This window comes from Emticicia soli, from assembly GCF_037860775.1.
Taxonomy (GTDB): Bacteria; Bacteroidota; Bacteroidia; order Cytophagales; family Spirosomataceae; genus Emticicia; species Emticicia soli.
In genome coordinates this window covers 40490-60172 of record NZ_JBBEWC010000018.1, presented here as the reverse complement: position 1 = coordinate 60172, position 19683 = coordinate 40490, and the positions used below count along the sequence as shown (strand labels likewise).

Genomic DNA, 19683 nt, shown 5'->3' with positions numbered 1-19683 from the left:
CTGTGGCACGCCTATACTCGTCCGAAAGCGGGCGTGTCACAGTTAAATTCTGCAATTGTGAAACATTGACCAGGCATCGCCGTGCTTCTTGTGTACTTCGTGGCTAAATTATTGCTGCCACAATGTACACTACATACACAATGTTTCACAATAAGTATTTGTCAATTACTTTTTTCATTCGACAATTACTTACTTAGAAGCCTATTTTTCACCACAATAGCAATCACCTGCTCACGCATGGTTCGGCTGATGGGGATTAGGTGATTCTGGATTGTGAGGTCGTTGTTTTCGATACTGCCAATTTTGCTGATAGCCACCAGATAAGATTTATGCACCCGCAGAAAACGATTGGGGTCAAGGTATTCTTCTACCGTTTTCAATGGTAGCAATGTCATGTATTTACCTCGGGTCGTAAAGATAATCACGTAGTTTTGTAGCGCCTGCACAAACAATATTTCGTCGATTAATATTTTCTCATACTTGCTTTCGCATTTAATAAAAAGGTAGTCGGGCTCGACTGGTTTGGCGGCGTTCTCCGGCTTCTGATTTTTGAGCCAGTAGAGTTCCTTTGCCTTGTTGGTGGCCTTAAAGAAACGGTTGAAAGTAATGGGTTTAAGCAGGTAATCAAGGGCATCGAACTGAAAACCCTCTAGCGCATAGTTGGGGTAGGCCGTCGTGATGATAACCATCGGCAGATTAGTCTTTATTTTCAGAAAATCGAGCCCCGTCATGTGTGGCATCTGAATATCCAGAAAAATCAAATCGATGCGTTCTGTTTCCAGAATCTTATTCAATTCTAGCGGATTTTCGGCCACAGCCACCGTCTCGAGGTAGTCAATCACCTCAATGTATTTCATCAGGCCCTCGCTTGCCAATGGCTCGTCGTCTACTATGGCGCATCTGAGTTTCATTGCAAATTTATAGCCAGTGCTACTTTAAAAGTTTGAGGCTGCGGCTCTATACTAAGCCGATACTGCGCCGGATAAATCAGGTTAAGCCTGCGCTTCACGTTTGCCAGCCCAATGCCCGAGGGCAGCGTGTTGGCCTCGCCGCTATGGCTGTTTTCTATCTGCATTTCAAGCACTTTATGGGCATTTACGGCCAGGCACATCCGTATAAAATTCTTTTGTGTTTTGCCTTTCGATACATGCTTGAATGTATTTTCAACAAAAGGCAGCAGTATAAACGGTGCAATGCCGATACCCTGCGCCGAAGCATGGTTTATCTCAAAATGCAGCTCGGTCTGGTTTTCGTTGAGGCGCAATGATTCGAGTTCGATAAAGTTTTCCAGAAAATGCAACTCTTTACTTAGCGGAATCTGCTGGTCGTTACACTCATAGAGCTGATACCGCAGCATCTCCGAAAACGAAGCCAGCGACTCTGAGGCAAGGTCGGGATTTTTATGTATCAGCACAAATATTGAGTTGATGGTATTAAACAAAAAATGCGGATTTATCTGCGATTTCAGGTATTTTAGTTCGGTTTCCAGCTTATCTTTTTCGAGCGTAATGCGTTTTTTCTCGGTTTCGAGCCAGTTTTTAGCCAGTTTTACGCTCATAGCCAGGGTCATACTCGAAGCCGTCGACGGCAAGGCATTACCCGTAAATATTTGCAGATATTGGTCGGGCCTACGGCCAAACATCTGCTCAAACGACACGCCCGAAAAATAAGGTGCCAGATAATACCCACTCACAATAAACGCCGAACAAGCCATAATGGTAAGCAACACCAAAGCAATATAAGTTTTATACCGCCCCGCAATCAGGAATTTCGGCATCAGATAATAAAGGTTAAAATAAGCCCCCAATGCCTGAAAAACGATATAGAAATAAAACTTAACAGGCAGCGGGCCAAGAAAAAGATAGGCAAAGGCATCGGGCAGATTACCTATGTTTATCCAGAGCCACAACAAATGATAGCCTATCCAGAACGGAATATGGTGAAGTTTGTATCTAAAAAACCAGTTTTGCATCAAAAAGCGCAATTATCTAAACTGAAAGATAAAAATAATTGTGACCTTCCGCAAACCCTGCTTGACGTATGGTAAGAAATAATTGATGAAATGTGTGGAGGCCGAAAGATTAGGCACTTACCCCGAAAAATTAATAAGTATGTCGTCGATGATTTTTTTTGAGGACTTAATTTACAGAATAGGAAAGAATAATTATTAAAAAATGCTCAAATACGACCCAAGAAACACCAAATGGGCGGTCGTCGGACAGCCTAGTAAATTATATGATTAAACATCGACGACTTTTTGATTTGTTTTTTCCCAAAAAAACCCGTAAAATAGCATCTCTAAAGCCATCACAAAAACGGCTTTTAATCGCACCAAATGGAATTGAAACACAGCATTCGTCTTTTTGTTTAGTTTTTACGATTTTCTTTTAATCGCACCAAATGGAATTGAAACCAAAGATTTAAACATAAGAACAGATTTGTTTGAAATCTTTTAATCGCACCAAATGGAATTGAAACTAGTTTACTTGAGCGTGCATCCAAAAAAGAGCTGAAACTTTTAATCGCACCAAATGGAATTGAAACTTTTTAATTCCCTCGAATTCGAGGGAATTAAAAAATCTTTTAATCGCACCAAATGGAATTGAAACGCATTTACATCTCTTATCACTACACCTAGTTTGGTCCTTTTAATCGCACCAAATGGAATTGAAACATGAAGATAACGGCCTACGTAACGAAGGCTACGAGCCTTTTAATCGCACCAAATGGAATTGAAACCCCAATGCCGGGAATAAGCTCGAAGTAAGCGGTAACCTTTTAATCGCACCAAATGGAATTGAAACTATTCAGGTCGATGAAGAATGGCTGGCCAAAAAGTACTTTTAATCGCACCAAATGGAATTGAAACAAGCAGGATTAGCATTTGCTAATTTACTTTCAAGTGTCTTTTAATCGCACCAAATGGAATTGAAACAAAAAATCACCTGCGCTTGTAGTAGTAGTAGTATTTCTTTTAATCGCACCAAATGGAATTGAAACTAAACACGCTCCCACAGCACAAACACATACTGATGTCTTTTAATCGCACCAAATGGAATTGAAACTTGCGATTTGAATAAGACCAGACTCGTATTTTTCAGACTTTTAATCGCACCAAATGGAATTGAAACATTACTGCAAGAATCAAAGGTATATGCAGTTTCTCCCTTTTAATCGCACCAAATGGAATTGAAACGGATATTAAAACGGTAGAAGACGCCTTCAACTTTTTCTTTTAATCGCACCAAATGGAATTGAAACCCACAAAGCCTAAGTCAAAAGAAATTTGCCGGGTGGCTTTTAATCGCACCAAATGGAATTGAAACAATCGGGAAGGCATCCGAACGCTTACAACAAACTTACTTTTAATCGCACCAAATGGAATTGAAACTAAGAAACCCGTCTTTCGACTAATTGGTCATTAGGCTTTTAATCGCACCAAATGGAATTGAAACATACTTTCTTGCCCTGAAAATATATTAGGTTTGGCTACTTTTAATCGCACCAAATGGAATTGAAACTGCTCGCAAATCGGCAAAAGAGGGGTATAATAAATACTTTTAATCGCACCAAATGGAATTGAAACGTTGCTGACTGCCCTCTGTATTCCGACAAGTCAGGCCTTTTAATCGCACCAAATGGAATTGAAACGTAACAAGTGATGATGACGATCAAACTGGCTTTTTACTTTTAATCGCACCAAATGGAATTGAAACACAAATATCACCCCTACAGACTGCGAGGACTCTAAACTTTTAATCGCACCAAATGGAATTGAAACATTTTGATTACTGAACCGAGTATAAGGCCGAGTTCCTTTTAATCGCACCAAATGGAATTGAAACCCTGTGGTTACATCTATCTTGTCATTCCACCCCATACTTTTAATCGCACCAAATGGAATTGAAACGTTACTCAATAAGGTTGTCTTTGCCCATTTTGAAGTACTTTTAATCGCACCAAATGGAATTGAAACTCTTATTCACTCTATAGATGATATTCAGCCTATTACCTTTTAATCGCACCAAATGGAATTGAAACTTAATTCGCCTTCATTTCGCATCTCAATAGTGTAAACTTTTAATCGCACCAAATGGAATTGAAACACGGAGATTACACCCCGCAAACTGAAAGTTGGGTGAACTTTTAATCGCACCAAATGGAATTGAAACGTCCCAAAGGCCGCTATCTTTTGTTAGAAACGTTCCCTTTTAATCGCACCAAATGGAATTGAAACCATGAACCAACATCTGCTAGCAATAGTAGAACCGTTCTTTTAATCGCACCAAATGGAATTGAAACATTAAATCTTCCATTGTCTTAGTTATTTTCTGTATCCTTTTAATCGCACCAAATGGAATTGAAACGCTTTTTCGAAACTTCCTGCATTACTTGAAAGGTAGTCTTTTAATCGCACCAAATGGAATTGAAACATTTTCATCAAAACATCCGCACTTAACGAATATACCCTTTTAATCGCACCAAATGGAATTGAAACATCTTGAAAAATTTGCCGATGCATTAGGTATGCGCCCTTTTAATCGCACCAAATGGAATTGAAACAGATAAAAGGGAGCAAAAAAGGCCGCTATTACTACGCTTTTAATCGCACCAAATGGAATTGAAACTTTCGTATTTGTTCAAGTAATGTGTTAATTACCCTTCTTTTAATCGCACCAAATGGAATTGAAACAGGGAGCGTTAGACGGCTTAAAAGCTTCTTATGTTCTTTTAATCGCACCAAATGGAATTGAAACCCTTTTACCCTCATTGGGTAACCTGTTTGGTCCATTCTTTTAATCGCACCAAATGGAATTGAAACATAGTTTTTGCTTTCTTTAAAGCAATTTTGTAATTTCTTTTAATCGCACCAAATGGAATTGAAACTTTTGAAATACGCTTCCGGTAATCGCTACACCTACGCTTTTAATCGCACCAAATGGAATTGAAACGAAGGTCGATATTATGCTACAATATCGGATGGAGTACTTTTAATCGCACCAAATGGAATTGAAACGTATTCGGGCGGATAGTTTTTGTCATTCCCTACTACCTTTTAATCGCACCAAATGGAATTGAAACAACAGTTTGCTGCCGGCATTGACCGGGTAGCGAAAGCTTTTAATCGCACCAAATGGAATTGAAACACGGTAATAGTTGCATTATTAGTATTAATATACCGCCTTTTAATCGCACCAAATGGAATTGAAACTCATTCTGTGCATCAAGGTCGTGCTGAATCTTCACACTTTTAATCGCACCAAATGGAATTGAAACTCGTTAATCGTCAACGGCTTGTCAGTACTCCCCAACCTTTTAATCGCACCAAATGGAATTGAAACGCTACCCCAGTCGACAAAAGGGTGAAAAGCGGCGTACTTTTAATCGCACCAAATGGAATTGAAACTGTTTACAAGGTTTTGAATAATCCGGTTTCGCTTCACTTTTAATCGCACCAAATGGAATTGAAACTCGGGTCGGTAGTCAGGAAATCAAGAAACTCTTTTTCTTTTAATCGCACCAAATGGAATTGAAACCGACCTACTGATTACAAGTCATAATCTTTGTTATACTTTTAATCGCACCAAATGGAATTGAAACATGCTACCAGGAGCGGCAACGCTCAAGTATCTCTCCCTTTTAATCGCACCAAATGGAATTGAAACATTGGGTAAGTTATTCCATGAGAGCTAAGTAAAAAGGCTTTTAATCGCACCAAATAGAATTGAAACGATACATACAGCATGGAGTTTGAAGGCTTCTTTATACTTTTAATCGCAACAAATGGAATTGAAACCAAAATGTTAGTGTTCATTTTTTAAGCCGTTATGATTCTTTTAATCGCACCAAATGGAATTGAAACAAATTAGCTACCAAGTTCTTTATAAACCAGGTAATTCTTTTAATCGCACCAAATGGAATTGAAACTTTTAGAGCTAATAATATGTCATCTATCAAGGCAGTCTTTTAATCGCACCAAATGGAATTGAAACTCAGTAACCTGCTTCCAGGCTGTGCCGTTGTAGTAACCTTTTAATCGCACCAAATGGAATTGAAACAACATATCGTAAACGAAATCTTCGCAAACTAAATCCTTTTAATCGCACCAAATGGAATTGAAACACATCAGCCATTTGCGCATAAATACCATCCCAGTTTCTTTTAATCGCACCAAATGGAATTGAAACGCTCGCAGAAGTATGCGCACCAGGCTTGGCCTTTCCTTTTAATCGCACCAAATGGAATTGAAACAGATAAAAGGGAGCAAAAAAGGCCGCTATTACTACGCTTTTAATCGCACCAAATGGAATTGAAACGAGCAAGACAAAAAGCCTGATACGAAGCCGAAGCCCTTTTAATCGCACCAAATGGAATTGAAACCCCAACCGAGCCGTGAAATGGATGCACGTAGAGAAACTTTTAATCGCACCAAATGGAATTGAAACCCCAACCGAGCCGTGAAATGGATGCACGTAGAGAAACTTTTAATCGCACCAAATGGAATTGAAACCCCAACCGAGCCGTGAAATGGATGCACGTAGAGAAACTTTTAATCGCACCAAATGGAATTGAAACCCCAACCGAGCCGTGAAATGGATGCACGTAGAGAAACTTTTAATCGCACCAAATGGAATTGAAACTTTAGTCAGGCGGTGCAGGCATCGTTAGTAACCGCACTTTTAATCGCACCAAATGGAATTGAAACGCAAATGACATTAGATTGCCACCTTTAGGAATTTTCTTTTAATCGCACTAAATGGAATTGAAACTTCTGTTCTGATGATAAATGTTTCTTTCATTATAGTCTTTTAATCGCACCAAATGGAATTGAAACAACCAAATTGGCGTTTTAAGCGAAAAGAAAATTAACTTTTAATCGCACCAAATGGAATTGAAACATTTAGTTTAGGTCAGACAAAAAAGCCTCCCTATTACTTTTAATCGCACCAAATGGAATTGAAACAAATCTTTCACAAACCACCATTTCGTCTCTTTGTGCTTTTAATCGCACCAAATGGAATTTTCTCCCCTACCTCATCTCCTAAAACCATAACCCAAATCACAGTTTTATTGGACTAAAAATATTCAACTAAAAATTTAGTTTGAATATCTGAATTATTTTTCTAACTTGCCCCCACTAATAAAAAAGTAAAATCTTGTGTGGTAAATCTATACAAGTAAAACACTTACTGTGCATTCAGCTCTGACTAAATTAACTCCATATTCTATTACATTTATGAAAAATCAACACTTAAAAGTGCTCCTCGCACTCTTCTTACTTTCTTTCAAAACTATCGGTCAATCTAAAACTGATTCGTCTTTTGTAATCAATGGCTCTATCAATGCCAATGGCGGAATCGTACAATTGCTATGCAAAAATCCGATTGATTCAGCCAATAATTCAAAGCCAATGAAAGTATATGCAGCCGAAATCACCAATGGAACATTTACAATAAATGGCGATTTAGACTTTCCGGCTATGTATGCATTCCAATATGTCAGAAATGATTCATTGCTTTATAGCTCAGATTATTTTCTGGTCGATGCAGGCACTCAAAAAGCCGAAATTCAATTAGACAACAATATGCCAAAGTTGCTTAATGCCTCAATGAATCATTACTACACAACTTTATTTTACTCGATGAACAAGAGGTATCAAAGAGATAAAAAATGGTTTCGGGCATTTGCTGATAGTCTGAAAGCTGTTTACCCAACACAAATGCCTGATAGCCTGGCCAATGTGCTGATTGGGATTAAAGCCAATCAGGCTCTAAGAGACACTACGGTTAGAGGACATTTTTTTACAGACATGAACGATTCTTACTTAGCATTATGGGTATTGTACGATAGATTTTATTCAATCAAATTTGATGGCACTTTTGACACTTATTATGAATCGCTTTCTGATGAAATAAAACAAAGCAAATACGGACAACTTTTAAACCTTAAATTAAATAGGGCTAGTCCAACCGGAGTTGGCGCAAAATTCCCATTCTCGCTTGCTTTCAAGAATTTAAAGACCCAAACCTGTGAAAAAATACAACTCAAAGCAGACTACACTTATGTCTATTTCTGGTGGGGGCGTTGCGGTTCATGTATTGGCGAGTTTTCTGAACTTAAAAAATTGTATGATGCGTATGCAAACAAAGGTTTTGAAATTATGCATATTTCCACCGACACTTCAGACGGCTTAGCATTTCTGGAGAAAATCAGAAAAAAACATAATTTACCATGGGCTGAATACCTGGATGAAAATCAGGAAAACATACAACAGATATTCTTAAAACCCTATTTTCCTATAGAACAGTTCTTGTTAGACAAAGATGGAGTAGTATTGAAAAGAAGCATAAACACGCAAGAGCTTAAATCGTTTTTGGAAAAGACATTGTACTAACGCATATACTCGTCTTTTAATCGCACCAAATGGTATTGAAATATATACTTATAGCTGTGCCCTATGCCCCTCTTAAATCATCCCTCCAAAACTAGCACTACACGCTAGCAAACCACAATTGTATCTGCCCGCCCCGGCCTAAGCCGGGCTTACAGATATTTCGGGTTTAAAAATTTGAAAAGTGAAATTGAATGTGATAACTTTGTTTTTTGGCATATAAATCAAAGGCCGTGAGCCCTCCTATTTATCAAACTTCACCACAAAAATATCTCCATTGCCAACAGCCGTTCTGGAAGTTCGGCCAAAGTTTACGGTGTTTCTGTAAATACCACCGGCATATATATTATTATTGGCATCGAGACTGATACAAGTGGCTATATCCTGATTGATTCCGCCGAATGATTGCACCCATGCGAAACTACCGTTGGCATCGTATCGGGCCACAAAAGCATCTGACGAACCCCGTGCCGATTTTGTTACCGAACCAATAGTACTAATATCAAAAAAATTACCTGCCAGATACACGTTATTGTCGGTATCAACAGCAAGGTCTTCAATAAAACCTGCACTTGTACCTCCGGTTGTTTGCACCCACTCCATAAAGCCATCATTGGTGTACTTTAGCAGAAAAATATCATCATTTCCCTCACTTGTTTTAGTTGTACTAGCAAAATTAACACTACCCGAAAACGAGCCTGCGGCATATACGCTATTAGCATTATCTTTTAGCAGTGCGCTTATAATATCGATACCTGTTCCACCTATCGAAATCACCCACTTCCAACTGCTTGTACTAACATCATATTTACCAATAAAAGCATCGATACTACCATTTGATGTTCGGGTTAAAGTACCAAAAGTAGCACTTTCCGAATAGCTACCGCCTACAAACACATCACCATTGCTGTCTAATGCAATATCGCCCATAAATTCGGCACCTATGCCACCGCTTGGTAATGCCCACTGCACAGTTCCGTTGACATTATATTTGGTTATAAATATATCCGTGCTTCCCATGCTCGTAACTGTAGTTGCGCCAAAAGTAATTGTGCCACTGAAAGTACCCCCAACATATACATTTCCACTGGCATCAAGCCTAATTTTGTTTCCTTGATCTGCGCCTGTACTACCTGCTGTTCGTACCCAAACCAATGCTCCACTTGCATTATATTTAACCACAAACATATCGTAATTTCCTACGGCGTTTATTATCGTTCCGCCAAAATTGGTACTTCCTAAAAAAAAACCCGTTACATAAACATTTCCGCTGGCATCTACAGCAATATCTTCCGCAACCTGAATCGATGACCCCGTAATTGTTCTAACCCACTGTGCCTTACCATCTGCATTTAGTTTAGCAATATAAGCATCGCTTGTTGTTGAAGAAGTAACAGTAATTGTATCGAAAGTAATGGTATTATTAAAAGTTCCCGTCAGATACATTGTGTTGTTTGTGCCTATCAATATATCATTTATAGCCTCGCTATTTATGGTTCCGGCTGTAAGAACAGGTACTACATTTGGCGTATGGCTATAAGGATCTTGATATGTACAGAGCCATTTGCCAGAAGCAAAAGTACGTAGGCAGTCATAAGTAATATCATAAACCATATCACCTCGTTGCGGCGATGGCAGCGCCAATATGGCATCGTAGCTCAGGCGGGCATAAGTACCACTCAAGGCCGGAGTAATACCGTCGGGCGTAATAGTAACGTTTTGAGCATAGACTTGTAAACTTACTATAAAACTAAAACCTAAGTAGAGTATTTTTTTCATACCAGATATGCAAAATATTGTTTCTTACAAAGTTAGGTAATTAAGTAGCAGAAGCATAAAAAATGGCTAGCTATTGATTCAATGGTTGGCAAGATTTTGCCTGATGAAGCCAAAATCCGATAAGTATTAACAGCACAATTTATTCTGTTAGCCATAAACACGGCCAAGCTATTTATCGTATAAAACTAAGAATTTGACCCAAAAAAAAGGCCGAATGTCCAAAATGAGCTAAAGAATGTCATTTTTGAGTTAAAGCAAAGCCCTGTTTAAACCCTAAATTTGGCACACGAATTAGCATAATAAGCGGATAGGTTTGAATTCCAAAAAATCTTTTAAAATCTGATTTTCAAAAACTAACTTTACATCTTATAAACTGTTATTAATATTTATTAAATTGAATTATTTCTGTAAATACACCATGCCACTATTGAGCAGTTGCAACCGAACTCAATCAGAATTGACAACTGCCTCATAAGGCTTTTGCACGGTATTATCAGCAGCAAATAACTCATTGCAATAAAACCCCTTAAACAATTGCTAGTTCAGATAGATATGCCCACTCATCAAACTAAAGTATGAGTAGTACTCTGAAGTCTTTTTTCACCTTATTATTTATTATTTTTTACCATGAAAAAAATTTACAAATTTCTTTTGCTTCTCTGCCTCTGCTACAATGCAAAGGCACAAGTGCCACAGGCAATACCTTATCAGGCTATTGCCCGCAATGCCTCTGGCAATGCACTCATAAACCAGAATATTGCCGTTAGGTTTACAATTTTTACAGGTAGTGCCAGTGGTACAATAGCTTATGCCGAGCGACACACCACCACTACCAATGCATTAGGTTTATTTACGCTTTCGGTCGGAACAGGCACAGCCCTTACAAACACCTTTGCAAGTATCAACTGGGCTGTAGGTAGCAAGTTTCTACAAGTTGAGGTAGACCCCGCCGCAGGAACTAATTATGTGAATATCGGCACTACACAAATGATGAGCGTGCCTTATGCACTATATGCCGAAAAAAGCGGCACACCCGGAACACCCGGCCCTACCGGAGCAACAGGAGCACAAGGGTCAACTGGTGCCACGGGTGCACAAGGAATTGCAGGCGCAACAGGCCCTACCGGGCCAACAGGCGCACAAGGTATCCAAGGGATTCAGGGAGTGAAAGGAGCAACGGGTAATACCGGAGCAACGGGCGCACAAGGCGTAACAGGTGCTACTGGCCCGCAAGGTATCCAAGGGATTCAAGGAGTAACTGGCGCACAAGGCGTAACGGGGGCTACTGGCCCACAAGGCCCGCAAGGTATCCAAGGGATACAAGGCTCAACTGGCGCTACTGGGAATACAGGAGCAACGGGTGCACAAGGCGTAACGGGGGCTACTGGCCCACAAGGCCCGCAAGGGATACAAGGGATACAAGGCGCAACTGGGGCTACTGGTAATACCGGAGCAACGGGCGCACAAGGCGTAACGGGTGCTACTGGCCCACAAGGCCCGCAAGGTATCCAAGGGATTCAAGGAGTAACTGGGGCTACTGGTAATACAGGAGCAACGGGCGCACAAGGCGTAACGGGGGCTACTGGCCCGCAAGGTATCCAAGGGATGCAAGGCTCAACTGGCGCTACTGGGAATACCGGAGCAACGGGCACACAAGGCGTAACGGGGGCAACTGGCCCACAAGGTATCCAAGGGATACAAGGCTCAGCTGGGGCTACTGGTAGTACCGGAGCAACGGGCGCACAAGGCGTAACGGGTGCTACTGGCCCACAAGGTATCCAAGGGATTCAGGGCGCAACTGGGGCTACTGGTACTAACGGAGCGACTGGTGCAACTGGTACTAACGGTGCAACTGGCCCGCAAGGTATCCAAGGTATTCAAGGAGTAACTGGGGCTACTGGCCCACAAGGCCCGCAAGGTATCCAAGGGATTCAAGGAGCAATTGGGGCTACTGGTAATACCGGAGCGACTGGCGCACAAGGTGTAACGGGTGCAACTGGCCCGCAAGGTATCCAAGGTATTCAAGGAGTAACTGGGGCAACTGGCTCTACCGGGGCAACTGGTAATACCGGAGCAACTGGCCCACAAGGCCCGCAAGGTATCCAAGGTATTCAAGGAGTAACTGGCGCAACAGGACCAACTGGGCCTACCGGAGCAACAGGAAATACAGGGGAAACTGGACTCACCGGAGTAACAGGAGCTACTGGTGCAACAGGACCAACTGGCCCTACAGGAGCTACTGGGGCAACTGGAAATACAGGGGAAACTGGACTCACCGGAATAACAGGAGCTACTGGTGCAACAGGACCAACTGGCCCTACAGGAGCTACTGGGGCCGATGGTGTAACCGGGCCAACAGGAGCAACTGGAAATACAGGGGAAACTGGACTCACCGGAGTAACAGGAGCTACTGGTGCAACAGGACCAACCGGACCTACTGGTGCCGATGGTGTAACCGGGCCTACTGGCGCAACGGGAGCAACAGGAGATACCGGCGCAACAGGCCCTACCGGACCTACTGGTGCCGATGGCTTGACAAGTGTTACACGTAACGCCACCCTGACGGGAAATGGCACATCGGGTAGCCCATTAGGTATAAACCTAAGCAATAGTAATACATGGACAGCCAACCAGACATTTGCAGGCACATTTTTGATAACGTCGAATAGCCGTATTGCTCTAGTAAACTCTGATAATCTGGCAAGAGATATCAGATGGCAGGAGCCTTCGGGTACCGGCACGCAATATGTAGGTATTAGAGCACCAAATGTTTCTGTTATAAGTAGATACGTCTGGCCAGCAGCAGTTGGCAGTTTGGGGCAGGTATTAACGGTTGGCTCAACTATTGCAAATGGAGCTGATAATCAAGGAGATGAAACAAACCTAGTCTGGACGTCAGCAGCCAGCCAGCCATTATTTGTTCGTAAAACAACAGATGAAACAGTTACAGCAAGCACAACCCTGCAAGATGACGACGAACTTTTGTTGTCTCTGGCAGCAAACAAAACTTATTTCATTAAGGGAATATTGTTAGGAAGACGTACCAATGCAAGTTCGAGCGATGGCTTCAAGTATAATTTCAGTTTCTCGGGTACTACTACCAACGTAACTGTGCTAAACCCTACTGAGCCCCGCATAGCCGCAGCATCAGATACAAGTTTCCCTACTGACCTAATATTGTCGCAAATCGGTAACGTAACCGACCCAACGCTTTCAACTACCTTGCCAATTGAGGTCTACATTACTACGGGTTCGGCAGGTACTTTCAGAGTCAGATGGGCACAAAACCAGACTACCAACGGCAACCCTACTATTGTAGGTGCTGGTTCTTTTCTAATTGCTACACCTCTTAACTAACAAGCCCATGAAAAAGATAATTCTTTTCGTTTTATATGTTTCAGGCTTTGGCTGGCAGGCAGCAATGGCTCAGAATTTCAGCCCACAAGTAACTGCCTCGGCAGGGGGCTATGGTGGTACAGGCAACTTGCAGGTATCCTGGACACTCGGCGAGACCTTCATTGCGCCCATCAGTGCCCCTACCCTATCTTTGTCGCAGGGATTTCAGCAGAATACAAATATCTGCCTCAGCATTGTTGATTACCGCTATGTAAAAGCCGGAAACCCCTATCAGGGGCTGTTCCCGCTTACCAACAACATGGTGATAGACCAGATACCCGAGCAAGTAAGTATTCTCGTAACCGATGTGTGCGATAATGTAAACATCGAGAGCTTCGAGATGAACATACAAGGCCCTGAACTCAACTGGAACATCATTCAGAACGTAACACCAAACGCCCTGTTTGATAATTTCCAGAACAATGTCAACGGCCGTAACTTCATACCGGGTAACTACACGCTCACCGTAACGGGGTATTCGGAAGACAATAAAGGAGGCGTATTAACCTACGGCCCTGTAATAACAAAGTTTACAGTAGTGGGTAATCTGGCCACTATCTCAATGCCCACACTATCAAGCGCAAGTATCTGTGCGGGTAGTAACGTAAACGTAACTTTTACCACAACAGGTACTTTCAGTCCCGATAACCATTTTTATGTGCAATTATCACAACCAAGCGGAAGTTTTGAGTTCCCGACCGTGATAGGCAACAGCGCAACAGCAGGCACAGTGGTGTGTACCATACCAGCCAATGCGGCCGAAAGCGACAAATACCTGCTGCGGGTGGTATCGTCGAATCAGGTATATGCCGGGAATCCGGCTATGGATATGGTATCAGTAAGCCCAGTAACCAAGTTTCTGAGCAGCCCTACCGATGATTTGAGCAGCGGCACAAAAACCCAGAAAGTGGGCAGCACCCTAACAGCCAGCAACAAGCTGGAAGGTGCAACCGTGAATTATCAGGCTGGCAACGCAATAGTACTCAACGCAGGTTTTGAAGTAAAACCGGGAGCAGTATTCAAAGCCGAAATAAAGGCTTGTAATTAATGAAGGGAAGGGATAAGGCATTCTCGCTCCTGAGGTGAGAATGCTTAGATTTTTTGTAAAGTCAAAAAAGGTGGTTGAAGGTTCTATAAAATTATTTTATAAACCTTTCAGCCACCTTTTTTATAGACTAGGGTTTAAATTATACACGTCAACGTACCCCACCTACAAACTCTGAGATTTCTCACCACCACATTCGCCACTCGTGTACTTTGTTATGCCTCGGGCTTCGGCTTCGCAGGCGTTGCCGTAGGTTTTATTATTACAACCACACACGGGCTGATAAATGGCTGTACAGGCTACATCGCTTCTCACTTTTTCAACACATTGGCCTGTTGAATTTGATTTCTTACTACAACACACACAGGTAAGAAATATTGCTATGGCTAAAAATGCGTTTTTGGTTTTCATGGTATCTAAAGTTTTTGTTAACATTTTAGAAAAACTAAAATAGCTTAGTGTATGTTTAAATTTTATTCTTTTTACAAATAAAAGCTGCGTTTGTAGGTCGAACAATAAATTTTAAATGTGCCCTATATTATTGGCTTTGTAAAGATGAAATGATTTCATAAATTTGAATGATATTTTACGCATTAGAATCTAAATGAAACCACTATGAATGATTTGTCATACATTTCATCATTAAGCGATGCAGCTATACTGAAAGAGATTGGGGAGTTTGTAAAAGCCAAACGTATAGACAAAAACCTGACACAGGATGAAGTTGCAGCACAAGCGGCTATGAGCCGTTCTACCCTCAGTTTACTAGAACGTGGCGATAACATCTCCTTATCTAACCTGCTTAAAGTATTGCGGGTATTAGATGCCCTCTATGTATTTGAGCAGTTTAAGATAACAGGGCAGATTAGCCCACTACAGCTCGCAAAAGAAGACGAGAAAAAACGCAAAAGGGCTTCGGGCAATAACAATAAAAATGATAAAGATAACTTGGGATGGTAAAGACCGCTTTTGTAAAACTATGGGGCCAAAGGATTGGCGCTGTGGCATGGGATGAAAGCCAGGAACTGGGCTTCTTTGAATATGAGAAAAAGTTTATAACAGGTAACCTGAATATAGCTCCTGTGCGTATGCCCTTGGCAGGTCGGGTATATTCATTTCCGGAACTTAGAGGCACATCAACCTTTAAAGGTTTGCCGGGGCTACTTGCAGACGCACTGCCAGACAGATACGGTAACGAGTTGATTAATATATGGCTTGCTCGAAACGGCCGTCCGGAAAATTCACTCAATCCGGTTGAGTTGCTCTGTTTTATCGGTAACAGAGGCATGGGCGCACTAGAATTTGAACCTTCTACCTTAGCTACAAAGACCAGCACACAATCACTGGAACTATCCAGCCTGATAGAGACTACAATGAAGCTACTGGAAAGCAGAGAAAAGTTTGAAGCCCATACCGACAATGATATGCAGGATGTACTGCTCGACGTGCTGAAGATGGGAACATCGGCCGGTGGAGCCAGACCGAAAGCGATAATAGCCTACAATGAAGCAACGGGCATGATTCGTTCAGGCCAAACCTTGCATGAACCTGGCTATGAACATTGGCTCATCAAATTCGACGGGGTGAACGATACTCAGTTTGGAGCTACCTATGGGTACGGACGTGTAGAAATGGCTTATTATAAAATGGCTACCGATGCAGGTTTAGAAATGACCGAATGCCGCCTGATTGAAGAAGAAAACAGGGCCCATTTTATGACCAAGCGGTTTGACAGGAGAAACGGAAACGAAAAACTACACATGCAAACCTTCTGCGCCATACAGCATTACGATTTCAATAAGATTAGTAGTTATAGCTATGAGCAACTATTTCAGACCATGCGCCAATTGAAACTGAGCTATGCCGAAGCAGAGCAGATGTACAGGCGCATGGTATTTAATGTACTTGCCAGAAACTGTGACGACCATACCAAAAACTTTGCTTTCCTGATGGAACCCAACGGTAAATGGAGATTAGCGCCAGCCTACGATATATGCCATGCATACCGCCCCGAAAGTGAATGGGTGAGCCAGCATAACCTGAGCATTAATGGCAAAAGAAAAGACTTTGTGAGGGAAGATTTACTTACAATTGCCAAACAGAACAATATAAGAAACCCTGAAGGTATCCTGAATGAAGTATCGGAGACAGTAGGAAAATGGATGGAATATGCCGAAACATACAAAGTAGAAAGCAAACTCGCCCAAAGCATTGACAGTACCCTGATCAAAAAAATATAGCTATTCAATAAAAAGGCTTAGGCAGTATATAAAATCATAACTACCTAAGCCAGTGCTAAGCATGCCACTCCCCTACTGTTTTTTCACAACAGGCTTGGGTTTTGTTGTGGTGGGTTTGGCCGCAGGCTTGGTTTGCGTACCGCCTGTTTTTGAAGCAGGCTTTGTGCTGCTTGGCTTGGGCTTAGTGGTTTTTACAGGTGTTTTGCTCGTGCTTGGCTTAGTATTAGCAGGTTTCGCCGCTGGTTTGGTAGTAGTATTTGCCTTCGTATTTGGTGTGCTGACAGTTGGTTTAACACTCGTATTCGTTTTAGCATCAGGCGTACTTACCGTTGGTTTGGGCGTAGGCGGCTCTGGTCTGCTGGTATTCACCGAAGGCGTCGGGCTATTTGTAATAGGCTTGGGCGTAACTACCGCAGGGGTATTGCTATTAATGCCTGACGATTTCGACCTCGATACCCTTCTGCCTCTTGCTAAAAACGAGTATCGCACCCAGATACTATGATACTTGAAATCGGTGCCGTCGAGGGCATCTCGCTGGTAACCAATCATAATATTGGGTTGCGGCATAATACCCGCCCCGAAACGCTGCAAAGCAGTAGTCTTAAAATTGAAATTCTTTACGCTTGCCGCTGCATTTACATAAATAAAGTCTTTGTATTTAAAGGCCAAATCAGCAGCAAAAAACTGCCCCGGCCCGGCCGGCCCATGATTCTTGATAACATCAACCTGCAAATAAGCCGCCGGAATAAACCTTATATTCTGGGTCAGATAAAACGTGTAGCCTCCTTGCAGAATCAGGGCTTTGTAAGCCCCCTGCGAGAATTTGCCATTGTACACGCCCGTAACTATATGTGGAAACGATAGCCCCACGTAGTTTTCTTTGTTTTTACTTTGCAAAGCTACGCCCGCCCCATACCTGAAATCCTTGCCACCATCGAACTGAATGGGTTTATACACCCCCAGATTTGCCCCGAAAGCCAGATTTGTATTACGGCTGATAGGCATTTCGTAGGCATAATTGGCCACAAAACTATTGGTTGCCTCTTGCTGCCCCCATACATAAGCCCCAAAATGATGCCCACTGTTAGCCGCACTATATGTACCCGAGGCCAGAAACTGGTAATTATTGAATGTGTATTTTTCGGTTGGATAATTGAGCGTATAACGGCCGGGCGAAAACGAAAGTAAAACGTTATTATCGGAGGCATTGGCTAGCAAGGCCGGATTAGTAATTTGTTTATCGAGATACCATTGTCTGAACTCCGCAATGGTTTGTGCCTGTACAGCACGAGCCGTAATCAGTAGTAAAATGATTAGTCGTTTCATTGGCTATTAGATAGTATAAAGTCTGTGGTTATACTATTAACAACCCAAGAGGCTTTATATTGTTTTGCAGGGGGAAGAATTGTAATGGCGAATGGTGAATTAGCGATTCTTGTCTGAACTTTGATTTAGCTGATTAAACTGATTTCGCTGATTTGAGATATATATAAGTGATTATAGTTGAAATCAATTTGAAATTACAGAAAATGTAATCAAAAATTAATCAGATCAATCACATAAATCAGGTAAATCAAAGTTCAAGACAAAAAACACTCATTCACTAATTCGCCATTTTTAATTCGCCTTCCTCACAAACTCCGATTTCAGACCCATTGCACCAAAGCCATCTATTTTGCAATCAATGTTATGGTCGCCGTCGGTTAGGCGGATATTCTTTACTTTTGTACCTGCTTTTACGGGTTTTGGTGCGCCTTTTACGGGTAAATCTTTTATTATCACTACCGTATCGCCATCTTTCAGCTCGTTGCCGTTGGCATCAAGCACTTTTGAGCCTGTTTCTTCGGCCTCTACTTCTTCATCAGGATTCCACTCATAAAAACACTCAGGGCAGATTAACAAACCATCGCTCGGATACACAAATTCACTTTTACATTTCGGACAAGGCGGAAACTCAGACATACAATTATATTTTTTATTGATAAAAAGAGAAGTTCATTACTCAATATTTGCCGCAAAGTAAGGATAATTTACTGACAAATCAGAACTGATTGTTGTCATAAAAGCAGAAGTTAGGCAGAACTCTTTTCCAAGTCCCCACATTTCACCACACAAATCCAACACCTCAATACCCCAATTCTACAATTCATTACACACCGCATTTCAGTTGCTGGCAATAGCCTGTAGTTTTGAGCCATCAATTATGAAAAATCGACACCCACTTACACGGGGCTATTACTTAAAACAAATGAAAACGAAATCTCTAGGGATTTTTGCCTTGGTAGGCGCACCATTCCTATTTATCGATATGGTAGTTGGAGCAAAATTCCCTCACATCATCGAGCATACACCTTGGTTCTCTGGTCTGGCCGGACTCCTCTACATCAGTGGCTGGTTGGCCTCTATCGAAAACCTCAGACGTGCCATAGTTACGCCAAAATATAGCTTTGGCTGGTATGCCATCCGCACGCTTATGTTTACGCTCCTGATAGCCAACTTCTCAAATATCTGGGCTATTGCCAGCACCGCTAAACCTGCTTTGTATTACATACTCGATGCCGCATGGCCGGTAAGCCATTTGTTGATGTTCCCGCTAGCATGGGTAGTAATTAAAAGTGGCGTACTGAAAGGTTTCCGACAATTTCTGCCACTAACGATAGGTCTTTGGTTTCCGGTGTGTATGCTTTTAGGTCGAAACGACTTCGCCCTTTATTTCGGAGGTATTTACTCTACGCTTATGTGGTCGATGTTCGCTATTGCGGCCATGAATGCCCAAAACAATCATTTTATTTCTTATTTAAGATTCAATCATAAACAAAATCTCAACTAAT

General features: G+C 41.8%; 12 protein-coding genes and 1 CRISPR repeat array. Of the genes, 6 read left to right on the top strand and 6 right to left on the bottom strand.

The window, feature by feature from the left end:
* Positions 1 to 185: 185 nt before the first annotated feature.
* Together WAE64_RS22625 and WAE64_RS22620 are read right to left on the bottom strand one after the other, a co-directional pair.
* Positions 186 to 911 carry a LytR/AlgR family response regulator transcription factor gene (locus WAE64_RS22625; RefSeq protein WP_340240114.1) on the bottom strand — a complete coding sequence of 242 codons (726 nt, stop codon included), beginning with the start codon at positions 909 to 911 and terminating at the stop codon, positions 186 to 188.
* Entirely contained in the window at positions 908 to 1972 is a 1065-nt protein-coding gene (locus WAE64_RS22620) for a sensor histidine kinase (RefSeq protein ID WP_340240112.1), read from the bottom strand. The genes WAE64_RS22625 and WAE64_RS22620 overlap by 4 nt, the downstream gene beginning before the upstream one ends.
* Before the next feature lie 347 nt (positions 1973 to 2319).
* Positions 2320 to 7028: direct repeats of the CRISPR family, unit length 29 nt; unit sequence CTTTTAATCGCACCAAATGGAATTGAAAC.
* 209 nt (positions 7029 to 7237) lie between these two features.
* On the opposite strand from WAE64_RS22620, the gene WAE64_RS22615 reads away from it, so the two are divergent.
* Positions 7238 to 8395: a redoxin domain-containing protein gene (locus WAE64_RS22615; protein WP_340240110.1), complete on the top strand. Its 1158-nt coding sequence runs from the start codon at positions 7238 to 7240 to the stop codon at positions 8393 to 8395.
* Between the two features lie 240 nt (positions 8396 to 8635).
* Here WAE64_RS22615 and WAE64_RS22610 read toward each other — a convergent pair whose 3' ends face one another.
* Complete coding sequence (locus tag WAE64_RS22610; RefSeq protein ID WP_340240109.1) at positions 8636 to 10171, bottom strand: hypothetical protein; 1536 nt, start codon at positions 10169 to 10171, stop codon at positions 8636 to 8638.
* A 627-nt stretch (positions 10172 to 10798) separates the two neighbouring features.
* Here WAE64_RS22610 and WAE64_RS22605 point away from each other — a divergent pair.
* Both WAE64_RS22605 and WAE64_RS22600 read left to right on the top strand, forming a co-directional pair.
* A complete protein-coding gene (locus WAE64_RS22605; protein ID WP_340240107.1) occupies positions 10799 to 13528 on the top strand; it encodes a hypothetical protein in 2730 nt (909 codons plus the stop codon).
* Between the two features lie 7 nt (positions 13529 to 13535).
* Positions 13536 to 14615: a 3-coathanger stack domain-containing protein gene (locus tag WAE64_RS22600; protein WP_340240105.1), complete on the top strand. Its 1080-nt coding sequence runs from the start codon at positions 13536 to 13538 to the stop codon at positions 14613 to 14615.
* Positions 14616 to 14777: 162 nt separating this feature from the next.
* Here WAE64_RS22600 and WAE64_RS22595 read toward each other — a convergent pair whose 3' ends face one another.
* Entirely contained in the window at positions 14778 to 15023 is a 246-nt protein-coding gene (locus tag WAE64_RS22595; protein WP_340240104.1) for a Kazal-type serine protease inhibitor family protein, read from the bottom strand.
* Between the two features lie 204 nt (positions 15024 to 15227).
* Here WAE64_RS22595 and WAE64_RS22590 point away from each other — a divergent pair, with 204 nt between their 5' ends.
* Positions 15228 to 15572, top strand: a complete 345-nt coding sequence (locus tag WAE64_RS22590; RefSeq protein WP_340240103.1) for a helix-turn-helix domain-containing protein — start codon at positions 15228 to 15230, stop codon at positions 15570 to 15572.
* Positions 15566 to 16852, top strand: a complete 1287-nt coding sequence (locus WAE64_RS22585) for a type II toxin-antitoxin system HipA family toxin (protein WP_340240101.1) — start codon at positions 15566 to 15568, stop codon at positions 16850 to 16852. Before WAE64_RS22590 ends, WAE64_RS22585 begins: the two co-directional genes overlap by 7 nt.
* Before the next feature lie 72 nt (positions 16853 to 16924).
* On the opposite strand, the gene WAE64_RS22580 is transcribed toward WAE64_RS22585, so the two are convergent.
* Both WAE64_RS22580 and WAE64_RS22575 read right to left on the bottom strand, forming a co-directional pair.
* Positions 16925 to 18178, bottom strand: coding sequence for a type IX secretion system membrane protein PorP/SprF (locus WAE64_RS22580; protein ID WP_340240099.1), 1254 nt, complete (start codon positions 18176 to 18178; stop codon positions 16925 to 16927).
* Between the two features lie 291 nt (positions 18179 to 18469).
* Positions 18470 to 18814: a zinc ribbon domain-containing protein YjdM gene (locus WAE64_RS22575; protein ID WP_340240098.1), complete on the bottom strand. Its 345-nt coding sequence runs from the start codon at positions 18812 to 18814 to the stop codon at positions 18470 to 18472.
* A gap of 286 nt (positions 18815 to 19100) precedes the next feature.
* Here WAE64_RS22575 and WAE64_RS22570 point away from each other — a divergent pair, with 286 nt between their 5' ends.
* Entirely contained in the window at positions 19101 to 19682 is a 582-nt protein-coding gene (locus tag WAE64_RS22570; RefSeq protein WP_340240096.1) for a hypothetical protein, read from the top strand.
* Position 19683: the final 1 nt, after the last annotated feature.